Consider the following 16,684-nt stretch of genomic DNA (forward strand, 5'->3'; position numbering starts at 1 on the left):
CCCCCCGAATGTCATATTCGGGGGGCCACGTTTCTCTTCAGTGACGGTGACTGCCGTGGCAGCGATCAGCGCAGTCGCGGATCGTCCGGCAACAGCGGCAGCTGATCGAGGATTGACGGGATGTCATGTTCCGGCAGCTGCGTCGTGGTCGGTTGCAGCGATGTCGGTACGCGCAGCGTCGTTGTCGGTGCGGAGTCCGCGGGCGGCTGCGTTGGCTCCGGTGCAGTCGTTTCCACCGGCGGCGGCGGATCGAGCGGCAGATCCAGGATCTCCGGCGGGATTGTCACCGGAGGTGGCGGTGCCACCGGGAGCGTGGGCTCCGGGAAGTACGGCGGCAGCGGTATCTGGGTGATCGGCGGCAGCGGAACCGTGCGCATAATGTCGGGATCCAGCGTAAATGTCGGCAGCTCGACCGGTGAGGTGTCACGCGGCTGTGTCACTTCTGGAGCCGAAGTGCGTTTCGGGGTAGTGGTCACCGGAGCGACATCAGTTCGGCCGCCCTCGCGCTCGGCGCGCTCGCTGAGTGTCCGCAACTTGTTAGACAGTTCAGTCTGCTGGGGGCCGCCCACGGTGCTCAGCTGCGAGGCAACCGAGTCGAGGAGATCTTTCGCCCGATCAACGTCGCCACTTTCGAGGGCCTGCTCGGCTTGTTCCAGGTCACTGCGTAACCCGGCCACCAGAACCGTGGTGCTATCTGATCCGTGGATAGCTTGTCGCACACCCCACAGCGGGTCGCCTGGCTGTGCGTTTTGCGAAACCACCGCGACTCCGCCAACCACGAATGCCGCGGCAGCGGCAGCACCCGCCACAGAGGTCAGCCAGCGCATCCGTCGCGGACGGCGCGACGAGATGTGCGTAACGGGCGCAACGACGAGTTCTCGTTCGATCTCGTCGACGGTGGGTGCCTCGGGAAGCGGCGCAGCGATGACCTCTTCCCGCCACTGCAGGAGCAGATCAGCGAGTTCACGTTCCTCCGCGGTCACGTCGTCCGCGACGGAGCCTTGCGCGAGCGCGCTCAGAAACTCGTCGTCGTGCAACAAGCTACTGATGTCAGCGACCCCATCCGGCGCCGCGCTGTCCATCAGTTCCTCATCACGGCTGGCGCCGTTGCCTTCGCCAAAACCGTCGCGCCTAGCCATCGATCTCACCCACTCTCCCCATCGCCTTCTTGAGCTTTGCCAAAGCCCGATGCTGCGCTACGCGCACAGCACCCGCGGTGCTTCCAACAATTTCCGCAGCTTCTTGGGCTGATACGCCCTCGATCACGCGGAGGATGAGGATTTCCCGCTGTTCTGGGGAGAGTGAGTTGAGCAGTTCCTGCACCCGGCGGGACGACTCGCTGAGTAGCGCGTGCCCCTCGGGTCCATCGTCAGGTGACGCGAAATCGGGCATCTCCTCAGTGGGATCTTGCCGATTGCGCGCAGAACTACGGTGCGCATCTGCCACTTTGTGAGCGGCGATGCCATACACGAACGACATGAACGGACGCCCCTGGTCCTGATAGCGGGGCAAAGCCGTCATGACCGCCATGCACACCTCCTGCGCCACGTCGTCCGCGGACACATGCCCGCGTTCTCCGATACCAACCCTGGCCCGGCAGTAGCGAACCACTGCAGGGCGAATCGCCTCCAAAACAGTAGAGAGAGCAGCTCTGTCGCCGCGGCCGGCAGCCACAACGGCAATGCTGAGTTCCTCATCTGACATCTTCATCGCCAGATGAGGCGATGGCGTTACAGGAGCTTGACCGGCTTCCTTAACACCATCTTCGGAGGCAAGTTCGCGTGCTTCAGACATTCGGTAGGTCCGTGCAGTGGGGTCCAGGTGGTCGCCGACGTCGCTTCGGTACTTATACGACAATACCGGCCCCTTCCGACACGATTAGCCAAACGCCAAGGTCACTCTCGGGACGAAGCGGAGCACTCACGCGAATACCCCTCCACGCCTACGTAAAACACGTGCGAACGCGGCGCTGCGTTCATTTGCAGCCGGATCATTTGACAACAATTGTGCCGACGCCCACGCCAGCGGATACAAATCATGCGATTCCGCCGCCTCTAGGCACCGCCACGCGAGCGCAGCTGCCCCGGCCGGATTCGCGCCGGCATGCATCGCTGCAGCGGCCATCAATTCGGATTTAATCTGGTGGCGCACGGAGGACCGACTTCGCGCGCGCTCCACTGCGGCGTCTGCCCACCGACGACCCGCGCCCGGATCGCCGGAGTACAGAGCAAGTTCACAGCGGACCCAGTCGCGACGAAGCCGCTGGCGCCACAGATCCCCCTCGTGCCGGCGCCCATCCACTACTACGTCGAGGCGGTCGAGCAGACGGCCTGCAACAGCGAATCGGTGCGCACCGATTGCGTCCGCAGCGAGGCCAGTAATCGCATCACACCATGCTTCCCTACATAACGCCGAGGCACCATCCGCCGGTTGAATGACATTCCGGCTGCTGGGGGCCCTTCCCGTGACGATTGCGAGGGCGCGGCCATCCAGCACTGCAGCCGTTTGGTATCTCCCGCACTGTCGCTGCAATGATCCCCAAGTGCTGTACGCGAGCGCTTCCTCCGCACCGGTCTCCGGGGCAGCCGACTGCCGCGTGATGTCTTCGAGCTGCGTCTGTGCAGCTGCGTAGAATCCTGCAGCACCCAGAACGACCGCACGCAGCCACTTTCCCAAGCGGCTTTCCGGCACGGGGACGGGTACGGCGATGGGCCGCCCACCAAAGGCAACCTCCCACAACTGGGCGGCGCCGCCGCTATCGCTGCCCACACTCGCCCCCTGTCGAGAAAGCCGGCCCATACCGCAACGTCCGATAATGAATAAATTACTTCACGCCGTGTTCACATGCGCGTCAGCTAAGTTTAATCATCGCATGGCAGTACGCCTACTTAAACAACAGATTACGCAATGTGACTTTCCTCAATACGCAGTCGACCAGTAAATCACCGTGGGTGCAAATCGCGAACCAGCCATTAGCCAGACAGGCAGCCGCAATAGCCTGTCTGCCTGCGCCTTTATATTGCTGTCATTCATTCAGCAGACAGCAAGGTCACGATTCCATAAACAAGAAAATCTCATGAAGCGGAACAACCTCCGGCTGCGCGGCATTGGGCGGGGTTGACGAGATTTCTACACGCCGCCTAATGTGATGATCCGTTCACTAGATCTCAAAACAATAGCTTTTAGGTGCGGGAATTGCCCGGTCAATATTTTCGGGCGCATACGATGAGGAGGCACGATGCCGCAGCCCCACCAGCTCCCAGGGCCGGTCAACGACCGTTGGGATTGGCAACGGCATGGCTTGTGCCGCGGGGTGGATTCCTCTGTCTTCTTCCATCCCGACGGTGAACGTGGTCGCGCGCGGCTCGAGCGCGAACGCCGCGCGAAAGCATTGTGCCGTGACTGCCCCGTCCTGACTCAGTGCCGTGAGCATGCTCTGACCGTCGGCGAACCTTACGGAATTTGGGGCGGCATGTCCGAATCGGAACGCCTGCAGTTGATGAAGGTCTCAGGCTCGAGGTTCATCGCCTGAGTGACCAGACGTGAGTGCCCGGCCGTCGCGCGCGACGGCCGGGCACTTCATCACACTGCCCGCTAGTGGCTGTGACCGTGACCGTGAGCGGCCTCCGGCTGCTCCTCCGGGATCTCAACGACTGCACTTTCCGTCGTCAATACCATCCGGGCCACCGATGCGGCGTTGATGACAGCGTTTCGTGTCACCTTCACGGGATCGATGACGCCCTGCGCTACCAGATCGCCGTACTCGAGAGTGGCGGCATTGAAGCCGTGGCCGACGGGGAGTTCCCCGACCTTCGACGCCACGACAGCACCGTCGAGCCCGGCGTTGCGGGCGATCCACTGAAGCGGCGACACGAGCGCCGCACGAACGACGCGAACACCGACCGCCGCCTCACCGGTGAGTCCGAGATCGTTCTCCAGCGCAACGCGTGATTGAACTAGCGCGCTCCCGCCACCGGGGACGATCCCTTCCTCGACTGCAGCCTTCGCCGCATGAACCGCATCCTCGACGCGATGCTTGCGTTCCCGCAGTTCGGTTTCCGTGGCCGCACCAACGCGGATGACCGCCACTGCGCCGGCGAGCTTCGCGAGTCGCTCTTCGAGCTTCTCACGATCCCAATCAGAGTCGGCGCTTTCGATCTCGCGGCGCAGCTGTGCGGCGCGGTCCGTGACCGCCTCGGCTGTGCCACCGCCGTCCACGATCGTCGTCGTGTCCTTCGTGACCACGACGCGGCGGGCGTGGCCAAGCAACTCGAGACCAGCTTCCTTGAGGGTGAGGCCCACGTCGGAGTTGATCACCTGACCGCCCGTGACGACCGCCAGGTCCTCCAGGAAGGCCTTGCGCCGGTCGCCGAAGAAAGGTGCCTTCACAGCAACGGCCTTCAGCGTCTTGCGAATCGAGTTGACAACCAGCGTCGACAGCGGCTCGCCCTCGACATCTTCGGCGATGATCAGGACTGGCTTCCCTGTCCCTGCGATCTTCTCGAGGAGCGGCAGGAAGTCAGGCAGAGAACTGATTTTGTCCCGGTAAAGCAGGATCTGAGCGTCCTCCAGCACAGCTTCCTGCGCGTCGATGTCCGTGATGAAGTAGGGAGACAGGAAGCCCTTGTCGAACTGCACACCCTCGGTGACATGCAGGTCCGTAAGAAGGGACGATGACTCTTCTACCGTGACAACACCGTCCGCGCCGACTTTACCCATCGCCTGGCCGACCATCGCGCCGATTTCTTCGTCACGGGACGAGACTGTCGCGACCTGCGCGATGGCTTCTTCGCCTTCCACCGGGGTCGCCACCTCGACGAGGTGCGCGGCTACCGCTTCAGCGGCCTTGCTGATGCCGACGCCCAGAGCCATCGGGTTCGCTCCCGCGGCGACGTTGCGCAGGCCTTCGCTGATCATTGCTTGCGCGAGCACCGTGGCGGTGGTGGTGCCGTCGCCAGCCACATCGTTCGTCTTCGTCGCGACGCTCTTTACCAGCTGCGCGCCGAGATTTTCAAAAGGATCTTCTAGCTCGATGTCCTTGGCGATTGTGACGCCGTCGTTGGTGACGACGGGACCACCGAACGCCTTGGCAAGGACAACATTACGGCCGCGCGGTCCCAGCGTGACCTTGACCGCGTCAGCAAGTGCGTCGACGCCGCGCTCGAGCGCCCGTCGCGCCGTTTCATTGAATTCGATCTGCTTCGCCATGTCGGTCTCTCGCTCCTGAAATTACGGGCGGCCGTGCGAGTGCCACCCTGGGATGCTCAACCGCCCCGGTGCAGAGTGTGTTGCTGCTCAGCTCCGGGGCGGTCAGAGTGTTAGATCAGTAGACGCGTCACTTCGACACGACTGCGAGGACGTCCCGCGCCGACAGGATCAGGTATTCCTCACCGGAGTACTTGATTTCGGTGCCACCGTACTTGCTGTAGATGACGACGTCGCCTTCCTTGACGTCAAGCGGGATGCGCTTCCCACCACTCTCATCCCAGCGGCCGGGGCCAACCGCAATAACGGTGCCCTCCTGCGGCTTTTCCTTAGCGGTGTCAGGAATAACCAGGCCGGAAGCGGTAGTCGTCTCGGCCTCGTTAGCCTGAACGAGGATCTTGTCCTCGAGCGGCTTGATGTTCACGCTCGCCACGATGAACCCTCCATATTTGATCATGGTGTCCGGTTGACAGCCGGACGTCTTGGTTCGTTCTACGATTCGCGACACTTCTTCGAGCCCCGTCGTCGCGGGTGCCGGGACCAATTCGGCGTCGACTAGCACTCTATACACGAGAGTGCTAGCACTCAAGGCCGACTCCCGCAGAAGTGGTTTTCCAGCAGCGAACAGACTGCCCGATCACTCCGGCACTTGGCTTACCGTCACCGGCAGCGCAGGGTCTGTCGCCGCCGTGAGAGCTGACGGTGCGGCTCCTGCATGAACCAGGTGCGCTCCTAGCGAAGCAATCATTGCTCCGTTGTCTGTGCACAACCGCGGACGCGGCACCCGCAACTCGATCCCGGCGGCACGGCATCGTTCTTCCGCGAGTGCCCGAAGGCGGGAATTCGCGGCCACACCCCCACTGATCACCAGCGTTCGCACCCCGGTGTCCACGGCAGCGCGTACAGCCTTCATCGACAGCACATCAGCGACCGCTTCCTGGAAGGATGCCGCAACGTCGGCTTTGTTCACCGGCGTCCCCGCGCGCTCCGCTTGCTCCATGTACCGCGCAACGGCGGTTTTCAGCCCCGAGAAAGAAAACGCGTGGCGCGCGTCTCGTGGCCCCGTCATACCTCGCGGAAAGGGAATGGCTTCGCGATTACCGGTGCGGGCGAGTTGGTCCAGAACAGGGCCTCCGGGATAGCCAAGCCCGAGGAGCCGCGCGATCTTGTCGTACGCTTCGCCCGCTGCGTCGTCAACAGTCGCGCCAAGCTCGACGATCGGATCGCCGAGCGAACGCACGTGGAGCAGGCTGGTGTGACCACCGGACACGAGCAGTGCAACGCACGGAGGCAGCGGCCCGCTTTCGAGGGCGTCCACTGCGACGTGTCCGCCGAGGTGATTGATCGCGTAGAAGGGCACGTTCCACGCTGCGGCGTACGCCTTGGCAGCAGCGGCCCCCACCAGCAGCGCACCCGCTAACCCTGGTCCAATCGTTGCTGCCACGACGTCTGGTTTCAGCACACCGGCGGTGGCGAGCGCCCGGCGCATGGTCGGCACAATCGCTTCGAGGTGTGCGCGCGATGCAATTTCCGGCACCACGCCGCCGTATCGCACGTGTTCGCTGACGCTTGACGCAACTTCATCGGCGAGCAGTTTCACCGTGCCGTCGGCGCTTAGTTCAGCGATCCCGACGCCAGTTTCGTCGCAAGAAGTTTCGATACCCAGCACAATTGTGGGCCGCCTCTCAGCCATTGTCGCGGGCCTCCCTCTTCATTACGTACGCGTCGGCGCCACTTGGCTGGTAGTACTTCTTCCGCACGCCCACGACATTGAATCCAGCTTTCTTGTAGAGGCTTTGCGCGGCCTCGTTGTCGACGCGAACATCGAGCCACACGGGCCCGCCATGGACGTCGGCCACAGTAAGCAGGTCGTCGAGGAGCATACGGCCGATTCCCTGGCCCTGGTACCGAGGATCGACACCAATCGTGTGGATCTCGTTCTCGGGCTGGTCCGCCGGCCCGAGCAGCGCGATGCCCGCGTAACCGACGAGCGCGTCATCGATTTCAGCGGCCACATAGTGGTGGTCGGGGCTGCGAAGTTCCTGTTCAAAAGCCCACGCTGGCCAGGGGTTGTCACGGGCAAAAAGTATCTGCTCAAGGCGCGCGCACCGTTTTGCATCGCGCTGCGCGAGCGGGCGCATCAGGACATCAGCCACTTTCACATCACACCCCGCGTGATGAAGTCCGGCGGCGGAATCGCCTCCGGTTCGCGCCGCGGGCCTCCCGGCTCCGTCGCGTCGGGGCGCCGCAGATAGAGCGGCACGAGCGGATCCGGAGCTGCGCCCGCCATGATCCGGTCGGCGACCACGCTGACCAGCCCTAGGGGCGTCGGGCTTGCCACGTTTGTATACGGCAAATCGAAGAACTCAGCATGCTCCGCCGAACCCGCCACCAGTTCAGACGGGGCCGCCGGTACCTCCGCGGGACGCCGAACTGCCGGCCCCTCGACACGTTTTCCGTTGTCGTAGCGGGCCCAGTACACCTCCCGCCGGCGCGCGTCTGTCACCACCAACAGTGGCCGATCGAAGCCCACCGCCGCAGCGATTCCGTCCAGAGTGCACACACCGTACGCGGGCACCCCCAAAGCGTCAGCGAATGCGGCCGCGGTGGCCATACCGACGCGCAGTCCGGTGTAGGGGCCCGGGCCCGTTCCCGTAACCACCGCGCCGACTTCACCGGCGCTCACGCCACCTTCCTGGAGGCACTCCAGGATCTGCGGTGTCAGCACTTCCGCGTGCGCGCGAGGGTTCACCGTCACGCGAGACGCCAGCGGATAGAACGTGACGGCGCTCGATGTCTCCACGCGTACGACACCGGCCGTCACCGCAGGAGTGGACGTATCAACAGCTACAACCAGCACAACTGTCCAGAGTACCGGTTTGCCGCAGCGTTACCGATCGTGGTTGATCCACTGCCACCGCGCGATGCGCAGCTCGTCGTCGGAGTGCCGTTCCAGGCGGACAAGGAGATGACGGTCGGCCAGGCGTTCCGCAAGCCCTTCCCCCCACTCCACCACAACCACCGCGTCGTCGAGTTCAGTGTCGAGGTCCAGCGCATCGAGTTCATCAAGCGCGAGCCTGCCGCCGTCGTGTGCAAGTTCGGAATCCCCGAGCAACCGGTAGGCGTCGACATGCACCATCGCCACCGGTGGACCGCCGCCAGGCCGGACATTTCCAGCGCGATGTTCACGGGCAATGATGAACGTCGGCGAACTCACTGCTCCTACGACACCGAGACCCGCCCCGATTCCCCGCGCGACGGCCGTCTTCCCGGCACCGAGCGGACCCGACAGTACAACCACGTCACCCGCGGTGAGATCTGCCGCTAATCGCCTGCCAAACTCCTCGGTGTCCTGCACGGTCAGCAACTGCTCGGAATACACCCGTGATCGACCTTTCCGCCCTCGCATGCTCCAGGGAACGCTCGACCAAGCGCTCAAGCGCTTCGGAAACAACCATTGGCTGTTCCATCTCCACCATGTGCCCAGCTTTCGGCACGCGCAACAATTCAGTGTGCGGTAAGGCTTCCGCCATCGCCACCGAGTTCCGGAATGGTGTCACCATGTCACCGTCACCACACACGACAAGCGCCGGGACCGGTTTGAGTACCGGGAGGGCAAGTGATTCATCATGCTCGACCAGCGCAGCCAAAAAGTTGACCATCGTGGACAGATTCGTCTCGTTCGTCATCTTTTCGGAGAACCGGGCAACTTCAGGTGCTATCTTCCGGTCGCCGTATGAGGTCGCTTTCAATATCGGCGAGAGGATCGGCCGCACCGCGTCCCGACTCTGCTGTACCACCGCGGGTGCGGCTTTAACGGCGAGGCGGGCAGCCTTCACGGCCGGCGTATCAAGAACCCGCGCGATCCCCGCTGCGGACAGCCCGTTTGCCGCTGTCGCCACAAGTCCCACACCGATGACACGGTTACGCACGATATCCGGGAACTGCCGCGCGAAGGCGAGCACCGTCATGCCCCCCATCGAATGACCGACGAGGATCAGCGGACCCGACGGCGCCCGCTGTGAGATGACAGCAGCAAGGTCGCGGCCCAGTTGCGAAATAGTGCACGATTCTGCGCTCGGCATCCCAGACTGGCCATGGCCGCGCTGATCGTAGAAGATCATGCGAACGCTGTCCCCGAACGCCTCTTCGAGGTCGATCCGCTGAAAATGCCATGCGCCCATGTGGAGACAAAACCCGTGGGCGAACACGATTGTCAGCGGCGCGTCCGGGGGGCCAACCTCGCGCACGTTGAGCAGCAAATGGTCCTCGGTAAGAACGATGCTCGCCCGATCCGTCTGCATCAGCCGGAAGTCGTGTTCATAAGCGGTGCGGCCAGATCGAGTGCTGCGCGGTGCCGTAACGTTCGGCGGCTGCTTCGGCCCGTCTTTCGGGGGCTCCTTCAAGAAACTCTTCACCCGTGCGGCGCGGACGAGTCTGCGCACCCTCCGGCTGCGGCGAGGGCGCGGTTCCTTCTTCTCGTAGTGGCTGTCGACCTGTTCTGGCTGCTCCTCCGCAACCGACTCCATCACCGCGCTAACCCCCCACGTAAGTGCGCACGACGCGCCCCTTGATTCCGGTTACGACCTCGTAGTGAATAGTTCCCAGGGTGTCAGCCCAGTCTTGTGCGATCGGTTCGCCGGTGTCGCCCGGCCCGAAAAGCACTGCCGTGTCGCCTTCACGCACCGAGCCGCCGTCTGGCCCAAGGTCGGCAACGAACTGGTCCATACACACACGGCCCACCGCCGGATACCGGCGGCCGTTTATCTGCACGCCGAACCGTCCAGTTAACAACCGCGGGATACCGTCGGCGTATCCAACAGGGAGCAGCGCCACCGTGGTGTCACGCGGAGCAATCCACACGTGCCCGTACGAGACGCCCTCCCCCGCTGCGACTTTCTTCACCAGCGCGACGCGCGTCCGTGCGGTCATCGCCGGCCGCAGACCCATCTGCCCCCGCTCGGGGACCGGCGATAGACCGTAAAGGGCAATCCCGGGACGGACCATATCGAAACGCAGATCGCTGCGTGTCATCGTCGCCGCTGAATTAGACAAATGCAGAATTCCGGTTTCAAGCCCATGCGTCTGTGCATCGGCGACGATCTCGCGGAATCGCGCGGCCTGCCGATCGATGATCGGGTGATCCGGCTCATCGGCGTGCGCGAGATGCGAAAAGAAGGAGGTCATGACGATCGAGTTGTCGGCGACCGCCCGCAATAACGCGTCACGCAGTTCCGGCCACTCGAACGCTGACACACCGTTGCGGTTCAGGCCCGAATCCACTTTGACCGCGACTCGTGCCTGAACACCTGTGTGCTCGGCGGCAGATAACACACCCGCGAGGTGACGCGGTGACGAGACAGCGACGTCGACACCACGGACAAGCGCGGGCGCGAAATCGGCGTCCGGAGTGTGCAGCCAGCAGAGGAGCGGGTCGTCGATCCCGGCGTCACGCAGCTCAACAGCCTCCTCGACAGTCGCCACCCCGAGTTGCGCAGCGCCGGCGCGCAGCGCGGCCCGCGCGACCTGAACCGCACCATGGCCGTAACCGTCGGCTTTGACAACAACCATGACCTCAGCCCCACCGGCACAGTCACGCAGCACCGCTGTGTTCGCCGCGATGGCGCCGAGGTCGATCACCGCCTCGAACTGCGGCGCGGCTGTCGGCCGGCCGCTCCTTCCGCGCACGGACGCTTGAGCTGTGCCTGCTGCTTCCGATGCCTTCGCACTCCACGTCACGCTGCAAATCCTGCCATCACGACCCGGTTTTGCCGGTGTGGGCGGCATCCGCCACACCGGAGTGTTGGGCCGCTGCCCGTACTGAGGAGATCGCTGGACGTATGGCGTCGCGCAGCAGCGACGCGGATATCGGCGCGGGCACCGGCGACCCAGCAGCGATAAACGCGGCCCTCGCATGCACGTGAGCCCCCATCGCAGCGGCATCGAACGGTTCAAGCCCACTGGCTAGCAGGGCACCGATGATCCCGGAGAGGACATCGCCCGACCCCGCAGTCGCTGCCCAGGAGCTGCCCGCCTCACAGACGCGCACACGCCCGTCCGGGCGCGCGATGATCGTGGAGCGGCCTTTGAGCAGCACCGTGGCACCCCAATCCGCTGCGAATTGCTGAGCAGCGCCTATCCGGTCCGGGTCAGGAGCGCTGCCCGTGAGCCGGGCGAACTCACCCGCGTGCGGAGTAAGCAATGTCGGGGTTTGGCGGCCGCGAACGAGTTCCGGGCTCTTCGCCGCCATTGTCAGTGCGTCCGCGTCCAACACCGTGGCCACGTCCTGGTCGAGGATCGCGGCGAGGGTTTTCGCCTCATGGCGGCCGGTACCGAAACCAGGACCGGCAACCCACGCCTGTACCCGTCCCGCCTCCCCGATCTTCTCTGCGGCGATCACCTCGGGGTACCGTGCCAGAACCTGCTCATGCGCCGTCCCGGTGTAGCGGACCATCCCTGATCGTGCGGCCACCGCTCCGCCCACGCTGAGTACCGCGGCACCCGGATATACGGCAGAACCAGCGGCGACCCCCACGACGCCCTGTGTGTACTTGTCGTCAGCTGCCTCCGGCACCGGCCACCGGGCGCCGACTTCACGGTCAGTGAGGACCTCCACATCTGAGTGCGGTAGATCAAGGCCGATACCCACCAGCACTACGCGCCCACAATGCCGCGGCGCGAGCGCATGGACGCGCTTGTATCCGCCAAATGTCACAGTGAGGGTCGCACGAACTGCGGGCCCGCTCACCTCACCAGTATCAGGATCCACACCGCTCGGCAGGTCAACGGCGACGATCGGCGCCGTTATCTTGGCGACGTGTAAAGCTGCCTCCGGGCGCAGCGGCCCCTTACCGGAGATGCCAACGATGCCGTCCACAACGATGTCGTTGTCACTCAGCCGAGTGACCACACGCCCGCCGGCCTGCACCAGCGCCTGCAACCCGGCTTTGTGGGCGCGGTCGGGATTGAGCAGCACCGCCTCGACCGCCACCCCGCGCCGACACAGAAAAGCGCCCGCCCATAGCGCGTCACCACCGTTATCACCGGAACCGATGAGCAAGCCGGCACGCGTCCCGGCGATCGCCCCGGTAAGCCGGCGCAATTCAAGCGCAACCGCGGCGGCGAGCCCCCACGATGCGCGGCGCATCGGCACCCCAGCAGCCACGCGGGCGAAGAGCTTAGCCTCTGCCGCACGGATCTCGTCTGCGGTGAAGTACGGAACACTCATGCCAGCATCCGACCGGCTACTCGACGGTGACAGACTTCGCCAGGTTGCGCGGCTTATCGACGTCGTATCCCCGCGTTTGCGCGACCTGGGCCGCGAAGACCTGAAGCGGAATCGTTGAGAGCAACGGCTGCAGCAAAGTCGGCGATGCGGGGATCTCGATGAGGTGATCCGCGAACGGGCGCACTGCCTCATCGCCTTCTTCTGCGATCACGATCGTCTGGGCCCCGCGGGCCTGAATCTCGCGGATGTTGCTCAACAGCTTCGAATGCAGCACCGCACGGCCCTTGGGAGACGGCATCACGATGATGACGGGCAGCCCGTCCTCGATAAGCGCGATCGGGCCGTGCTTCAGTTCACCAGCTGCGAAACCCTCCGCGTGGATGTACGCCAGTTCCTTGAGTTTCAGCGCTCCTTCAAGCGCAACGGGGTAACCGACATGGCGGCCAAGGAACAGGATCGTCGACTGCTGGCCCAGCTCACGTCCCAGTTCACGAACGTTTTCGACGTTCGACAGCACCTTCTCGATCAACGCAGGCATCGCGGCGAGATCAGCGAACTCCCGCGCCACCTCGTCAGGGTATTTCGTGCCGCGAGCCTGGGCGAGGGCAAGTCCGACGAGGTAGTTCGCCGCAACCTGGGCCAAGAACGCCTTTGTTGACGCCACGCCGATTTCGGGGCCAGCGTGAGTGTAGAGAACCGCATCGGACTCGCGGGGAATCTGCGAGCCGTTCGTGTTACATACTGCGAGCACCCGGGCCCGCTGATGGCGAGCGTGGCGGACGGCCTCCAGCGTATCGGCGGTTTCCCCCGACTGTGAGATCGCCACGACGAGCGTCGAGCGGTCGAGGACCGGATCCCGGTACCGGAATTCACTTGCGAGTTCCACCTCGACAGGCAGCCGCGCCCAGTGCTCGATCGCGTACTTCGCTACGAGGCCCGAATGGTAGGCAGAGCCGCACGCGACCACGAACACCTTGTCGATGTCGCGAAGATCCTGATCGGTGAGCCGTTGTTCATCGAGCACGATCCGGCCGCCGGTGAAATGCCCCCGGAGGGTGTCTGCCACCGCGAGAGGCTGCTCCTCGATCTCCTTCAGCATGAAGAAGTCGTGACCGCCCTTCTCCGCAGCCTCGAGATCCCAGTCGATGTGGAAAGGATGCCCCGCCTGTGGAGTCCCGTCGAAGTCCAGGATGCGGTACTCATCAGCGGTGATCACGACGACGTTATCCTGCCCGAGTTCTACCGCATCCCGGGTGTGTTCAATGAAGGCCGCGACATCGGACGCAACGAACATCTCGCCCGCACCGACCCCCACTACCAGCGGCGTTGACCGCCGGGCCGCGACGATTGTGCCGGGGTGGTCCGCGTGCGTGAACACCAGCGTGAATGCCCCTTCGAGTCGGCGCAGCACTTTGAGTGCGCTCGCTTCGAAGTCGCCAGCCGTGTCCCCTGCCGCGTACGCGCGGGCGACGAGATGCACGGCCACCTCGGTATCGGTGTCCGACAGCAGTTCGATACCCGCGTCTTCAAGTTCGGTCCGCAACGGCGCGAAGTTCTCGATGATGCCGTTGTGAACGACCGCGATCCGCTGCGCGGCATCAGCGTGCGGATGCGCATTGCGGTCGGTTGGGCGGCCGTGCGTTGCCCACCGGGTGTGTCCCATGCCAGTAGCACCCGCGAACTTGTCGCGGCCTGCCTCAGCTAGCGCCTTCTCCAGGTTCGCCAACCTGCCTGCTCGTTTTTCAATTGCTACAGCACCCTGCCCGTCGAGCACAGCGACACCTGAAGAGTCATATCCCCGGTATTCCATCCGGCGTAATGCCTCAACGACGATGTCCAGCGCTTCGCGGTGGCCGACATACCCGACAATCCCGCACATAACGCAACAGCCTACTGCCCTTTCACATCGATAGCCGCTCGTCGCTCCAATCGGTGTTGCGCGGTTCCCCACAGCCAGCGCTGGCCAGCGACGTGACTCACTCCAGGCGCAGTCAGGCCCGGCGCTGCGGTCACTGTTGACCCATCTGACGCGAGAAGTCCGCCTTGTGCGCTAACGTCGTGGTTGTGGCGCCAAACCCGAAGAAGCTCGTTGCACGGCTCGCGCGACGCGGGCCGCACCGCGTGCTGCGCGGTGACCTCGCGATGGCCGGTATGCCTGGTCTCGTCTTCACCCCGGAAAGCGGGTTCGGCCTTCCTGCGATTGCGTTTGGCCACACCTGGATGACCAGTCCGGCCCGCTACACGGGTCTTTTCAAGCACCTGGCGTCCTGGGGCTTCGTGGTTGCGGCGCCAGCAACTGAACGCGGTTTCGTACCCTCGGCGGGACGGTTGGCGGCCGACTTGAATGCGGCGCTCGAGATCTGCACGAATGTCCGCCTCGGCCCTGGCGAAATCTCAGTGCATCCGTCGAAGCTGGCTTTCGCCGGACACGGGTTCGGGGCAGGTGCCGCGGTGCTTGCCGCAGCCGCGCGCACTGAGCATCCCGCGAAAGCGGTCGCGGCCCTCTACCCTGCGCCGATCAGCCCCTCAGCTGAGAAAGCCGCACCGAAACTCACCTGTCCTGGACTTATCCTCGCCGCGGAGGCCAAATCACTGACCTCGAATGCCCGTCCGCTCGCGGATGCGTGGGGCGGTGATGCGGTTTTCCGGCTCGCCGAGAAATCGACGGTAGCGGGCATGCTTGAAGGCCGCAGTGTGATGCACTGGCTTGGCATCGGGCGGGGCAATCGGAAGACGCAGCGGATCACTCGCACCGTGCTCACCGGCTACCTGCTCAACCAAGTCGCAGGTGACAAGACGTACAGCTTGTTCTCGGACGCAGCTGCAGAGATCAAGGGCACGCTGGCGGTGGATATTTCCGAACCGCCAGTGGAGGATGAGTTCTCAGCCATGTTCGCTCCCCCGCGGGAATTGCTGCCTGGCGAGTTAGCGGGCACGGGAGCCGAAGTCTCGGGATCGCTGGAGCACCGCGCCGGCGGCCTCCTGCAGCGGCGGTGACGGTGGAGCGGTCCATTTCGGGGGCGTCAGCGCGGGATCAGGCTCGGCGGGCCGGTCGCTGACAGGCACCGGGGGCGCAACGCCACTTTCAGGCATGGCGGGCGTATCCGGGACCACTGTCTCACCTGACTGGGGCGGTGCGACATCAGACCGAAGGTGCGCCTCAGATCGCTCTTCCACAAGTGGAGGCCGATAGTGCGGGTCGAATGTCAGCGACCCCACCGTCTCAAGTGCCGCTGCCGCAGCTTTCAGTTCGCTGCGGACCGTGTCAGCGCTCTCCTCACAGATCCGCACTGTGCGCACCTCGATGTCGTGCGCGAAGGGCAGGAAACGCTCGCGCAGCCACCGCCGTATGCCGTCTTGCACAGCGTCGATATCCAGAAGCGCCGAGACCGCCTTGCTCTCGGCGGCATGATCGACAATTGTGACCGCGACACGCAGCGGGAGGCCGTCGAGGTGCGACTCACTGAGCGCCGCGAGGCTGCGGAGCTTCGCGGTCACCGCCGCGGAGGCTGCGTCCACCGAGCTCTCGAGACCGTGCACCCCACTCGCGAGGGCGTCACCAATCGCTTGTGAGTGTTGCGCATCCGCTGCGAGAGCACCAGCCGCATTCGCCGCTCCCGCGCTCGTTAATGCGTCAGCTGCAGCGCGTTCATACGACGCGGTCGTTGCCACCAGTCCCATTGCTCGCGTGAGCCGCGAACCGACACGCGCGTACGCGGCGAGCTCAGGCGCATTATCGGTCATCAGAGCGACGAGTTCCGCTTCGCTGAGGCCGCGCTGAAACTCCACACCAGCGAGTTCAGCCGCCCGCTCCGCGACACTGCCTAGCCGCGCGAGGATGTGAACTGTATCGGCACCGCAGGCAATCACAGGTTCAATCCCGCGTTCTGCGCGACACAAGTGAGTTGACGTGCATGCTCGGTATCAACGCTCGCCACCACGTCTAGCGCGGCGGGCAGGTCTGCGGCACGCTGCACACGCGTGCGCGCATACGTGTCTAGCCACTGGCGGGTGCGGTCGATGGCCGCGTTCAATTCCGCAGACACGTCCGGCAGCTGTTCGGTGTGGTGTACCGCGAGCGCGGCCTCTGTAGCTGTCTCGGCCGCCCTGGCGAGGTAGTTCCGCACATCACTCGCCGTGTCAGCACTGACCGCAGCCGTGCAAGCCGATTCTCTCTCGTGCATAGACTGATATGACGCAGCCGGCCGCACGACGGTTCCGTCTACCACCGAACTCGTTGAGAGTGGCTTC

The 16,684-nt window shown here is 64.2% G+C and carries 17 protein-coding genes; 2 read left to right on the forward strand and 15 right to left on the reverse strand.

The window, feature by feature from the left end; all coding sequences use genetic code 11:
* Window positions 1-65: 65 nt before the first annotated feature.
* The 3 genes from ONR57_RS04215 to ONR57_RS04225 all read right to left on the reverse strand — a co-directional run bounded on the left by ONR57_RS04215 (window position 66) and on the right by ONR57_RS04225 (window position 2,769).
* On the reverse strand, window positions 66-1,139 hold the full coding sequence (locus tag ONR57_RS04215; RefSeq protein WP_265121656.1) for an anti-sigma-D factor RsdA: 1,074 nt from the start codon (window positions 1,137-1,139) through the stop codon (window positions 66-68).
* Window positions 1,132-1,710, reverse strand: a complete 579-nt coding sequence (locus ONR57_RS04220; protein WP_265121791.1) for a sigma-70 family RNA polymerase sigma factor — start codon at window positions 1,708-1,710, stop codon at window positions 1,132-1,134. The genes ONR57_RS04215 and ONR57_RS04220 overlap by 8 nt, the downstream gene beginning before the upstream one ends.
* Before the next feature lie 210 nt (window positions 1,711-1,920).
* Complete coding sequence (locus tag ONR57_RS04225; protein ID WP_265121657.1) at window positions 1,921-2,769, reverse strand: hypothetical protein; 849 nt, start codon at window positions 2,767-2,769, stop codon at window positions 1,921-1,923.
* Between the two features lie 469 nt (window positions 2,770-3,238).
* Here ONR57_RS04225 and ONR57_RS04230 point away from each other — a divergent pair, with 469 nt between their 5' ends.
* Entirely contained in the window at window positions 3,239-3,532 is a 294-nt protein-coding gene (locus ONR57_RS04230; protein WP_265121658.1) for a WhiB family transcriptional regulator, read from the forward strand.
* Window positions 3,533-3,594: 62 nt separating this feature from the next.
* On the opposite strand, the gene groL is transcribed toward ONR57_RS04230, so the two are convergent.
* From groL to glmS, 10 genes are all read right to left on the reverse strand, one after another.
* Entirely contained in the window at window positions 3,595-5,208 is a 1,614-nt protein-coding gene (gene groL / locus ONR57_RS04235) for a chaperonin GroEL (protein ID WP_265121659.1), read from the reverse strand.
* A 127-nt stretch (window positions 5,209-5,335) separates the two neighbouring features.
* On the reverse strand, window positions 5,336-5,638 hold the full coding sequence (groES, locus tag ONR57_RS04240; RefSeq protein ID WP_265121792.1) for a co-chaperone GroES: 303 nt from the start codon (window positions 5,636-5,638) through the stop codon (window positions 5,336-5,338).
* A gap of 204 nt (window positions 5,639-5,842) precedes the next feature.
* The gene (gene tsaD / locus ONR57_RS04245; RefSeq protein ID WP_265121660.1) at window positions 5,843-6,898 is read right to left on the reverse strand and encodes a tRNA (adenosine(37)-N6)-threonylcarbamoyltransferase complex transferase subunit TsaD; all 1,056 of its coding nucleotides are present in this window, start codon (window positions 6,896-6,898) and stop codon (window positions 5,843-5,845) included.
* Window positions 6,891-7,346 (reverse strand): ribosomal protein S18-alanine N-acetyltransferase, encoded by a 456-nt coding sequence (gene rimI, locus ONR57_RS04250; protein WP_265121793.1) that lies wholly within the window; start codon window positions 7,344-7,346, stop codon window positions 6,891-6,893. The genes tsaD and rimI overlap by 8 nt, the downstream gene beginning before the upstream one ends.
* 17 nt (window positions 7,347-7,363) lie before the next feature.
* On the reverse strand, window positions 7,364-8,065 hold the full coding sequence (gene tsaB, locus ONR57_RS04255; protein ID WP_265121662.1) for a tRNA (adenosine(37)-N6)-threonylcarbamoyltransferase complex dimerization subunit type 1 TsaB: 702 nt from the start codon (window positions 8,063-8,065) through the stop codon (window positions 7,364-7,366).
* A gap of 30 nt (window positions 8,066-8,095) precedes the next feature.
* Window positions 8,096-8,614, reverse strand: a complete 519-nt coding sequence (gene tsaE, locus ONR57_RS04260) for a tRNA (adenosine(37)-N6)-threonylcarbamoyltransferase complex ATPase subunit type 1 TsaE (protein WP_265121664.1) — start codon at window positions 8,612-8,614, stop codon at window positions 8,096-8,098.
* Window positions 8,508-9,734, reverse strand: a complete 1,227-nt coding sequence (locus ONR57_RS04265) for an alpha/beta fold hydrolase (protein WP_265121794.1) — start codon at window positions 9,732-9,734, stop codon at window positions 8,508-8,510. The genes tsaE and ONR57_RS04265 overlap by 107 nt, the downstream gene beginning before the upstream one ends.
* Before the next feature lie 7 nt (window positions 9,735-9,741).
* Complete coding sequence (gene alr, locus ONR57_RS04270; protein ID WP_374116383.1) at window positions 9,742-10,944, reverse strand: alanine racemase; 1,203 nt, start codon at window positions 10,942-10,944, stop codon at window positions 9,742-9,744.
* Window positions 10,945-10,960: 16 nt separating this feature from the next.
* Window positions 10,961-12,433: an NAD(P)H-hydrate dehydratase gene (locus tag ONR57_RS04275; RefSeq protein WP_265121666.1), complete on the reverse strand. Its 1,473-nt coding sequence runs from the start codon at window positions 12,431-12,433 to the stop codon at window positions 10,961-10,963.
* A 16-nt stretch (window positions 12,434-12,449) separates the two neighbouring features.
* Window positions 12,450-14,312, reverse strand: coding sequence for a glutamine--fructose-6-phosphate transaminase (isomerizing) (glmS, locus tag ONR57_RS04280; RefSeq protein ID WP_265121669.1), 1,863 nt, complete (start codon window positions 14,310-14,312; stop codon window positions 12,450-12,452).
* A gap of 185 nt (window positions 14,313-14,497) precedes the next feature.
* On the opposite strand from glmS, the gene ONR57_RS04285 reads away from it, so the two are divergent.
* Window positions 14,498-15,430 carry a hypothetical protein gene (locus ONR57_RS04285; protein ID WP_265121670.1) on the forward strand — a complete coding sequence of 311 codons (933 nt, stop codon included), beginning with the start codon at window positions 14,498-14,500 and terminating at the stop codon, window positions 15,428-15,430.
* On the opposite strand, the gene ONR57_RS04290 is transcribed toward ONR57_RS04285, so the two are convergent.
* Window positions 15,359-16,303 (reverse strand): hypothetical protein, encoded by a 945-nt coding sequence (locus ONR57_RS04290; protein WP_265121671.1) that lies wholly within the window; start codon window positions 16,301-16,303, stop codon window positions 15,359-15,361. The two genes, ONR57_RS04285 and ONR57_RS04290, sit on opposite strands and share 72 nt — an antisense overlap.
* Complete coding sequence (locus ONR57_RS04295; RefSeq protein ID WP_265121672.1) at window positions 16,300-16,617, reverse strand: hypothetical protein; 318 nt, start codon at window positions 16,615-16,617, stop codon at window positions 16,300-16,302. The genes ONR57_RS04290 and ONR57_RS04295 overlap by 4 nt, the downstream gene beginning before the upstream one ends.
* Between the last annotated feature and the right edge of the window lie 67 nt (window positions 16,618-16,684).

It is taken from the genome of Hoyosella sp. YIM 151337 (assembly GCF_026041215.1).
In the GTDB taxonomy this organism is placed as follows: Bacteria; Actinomycetota; Actinomycetes; order Mycobacteriales; family Mycobacteriaceae; genus Hoyosella.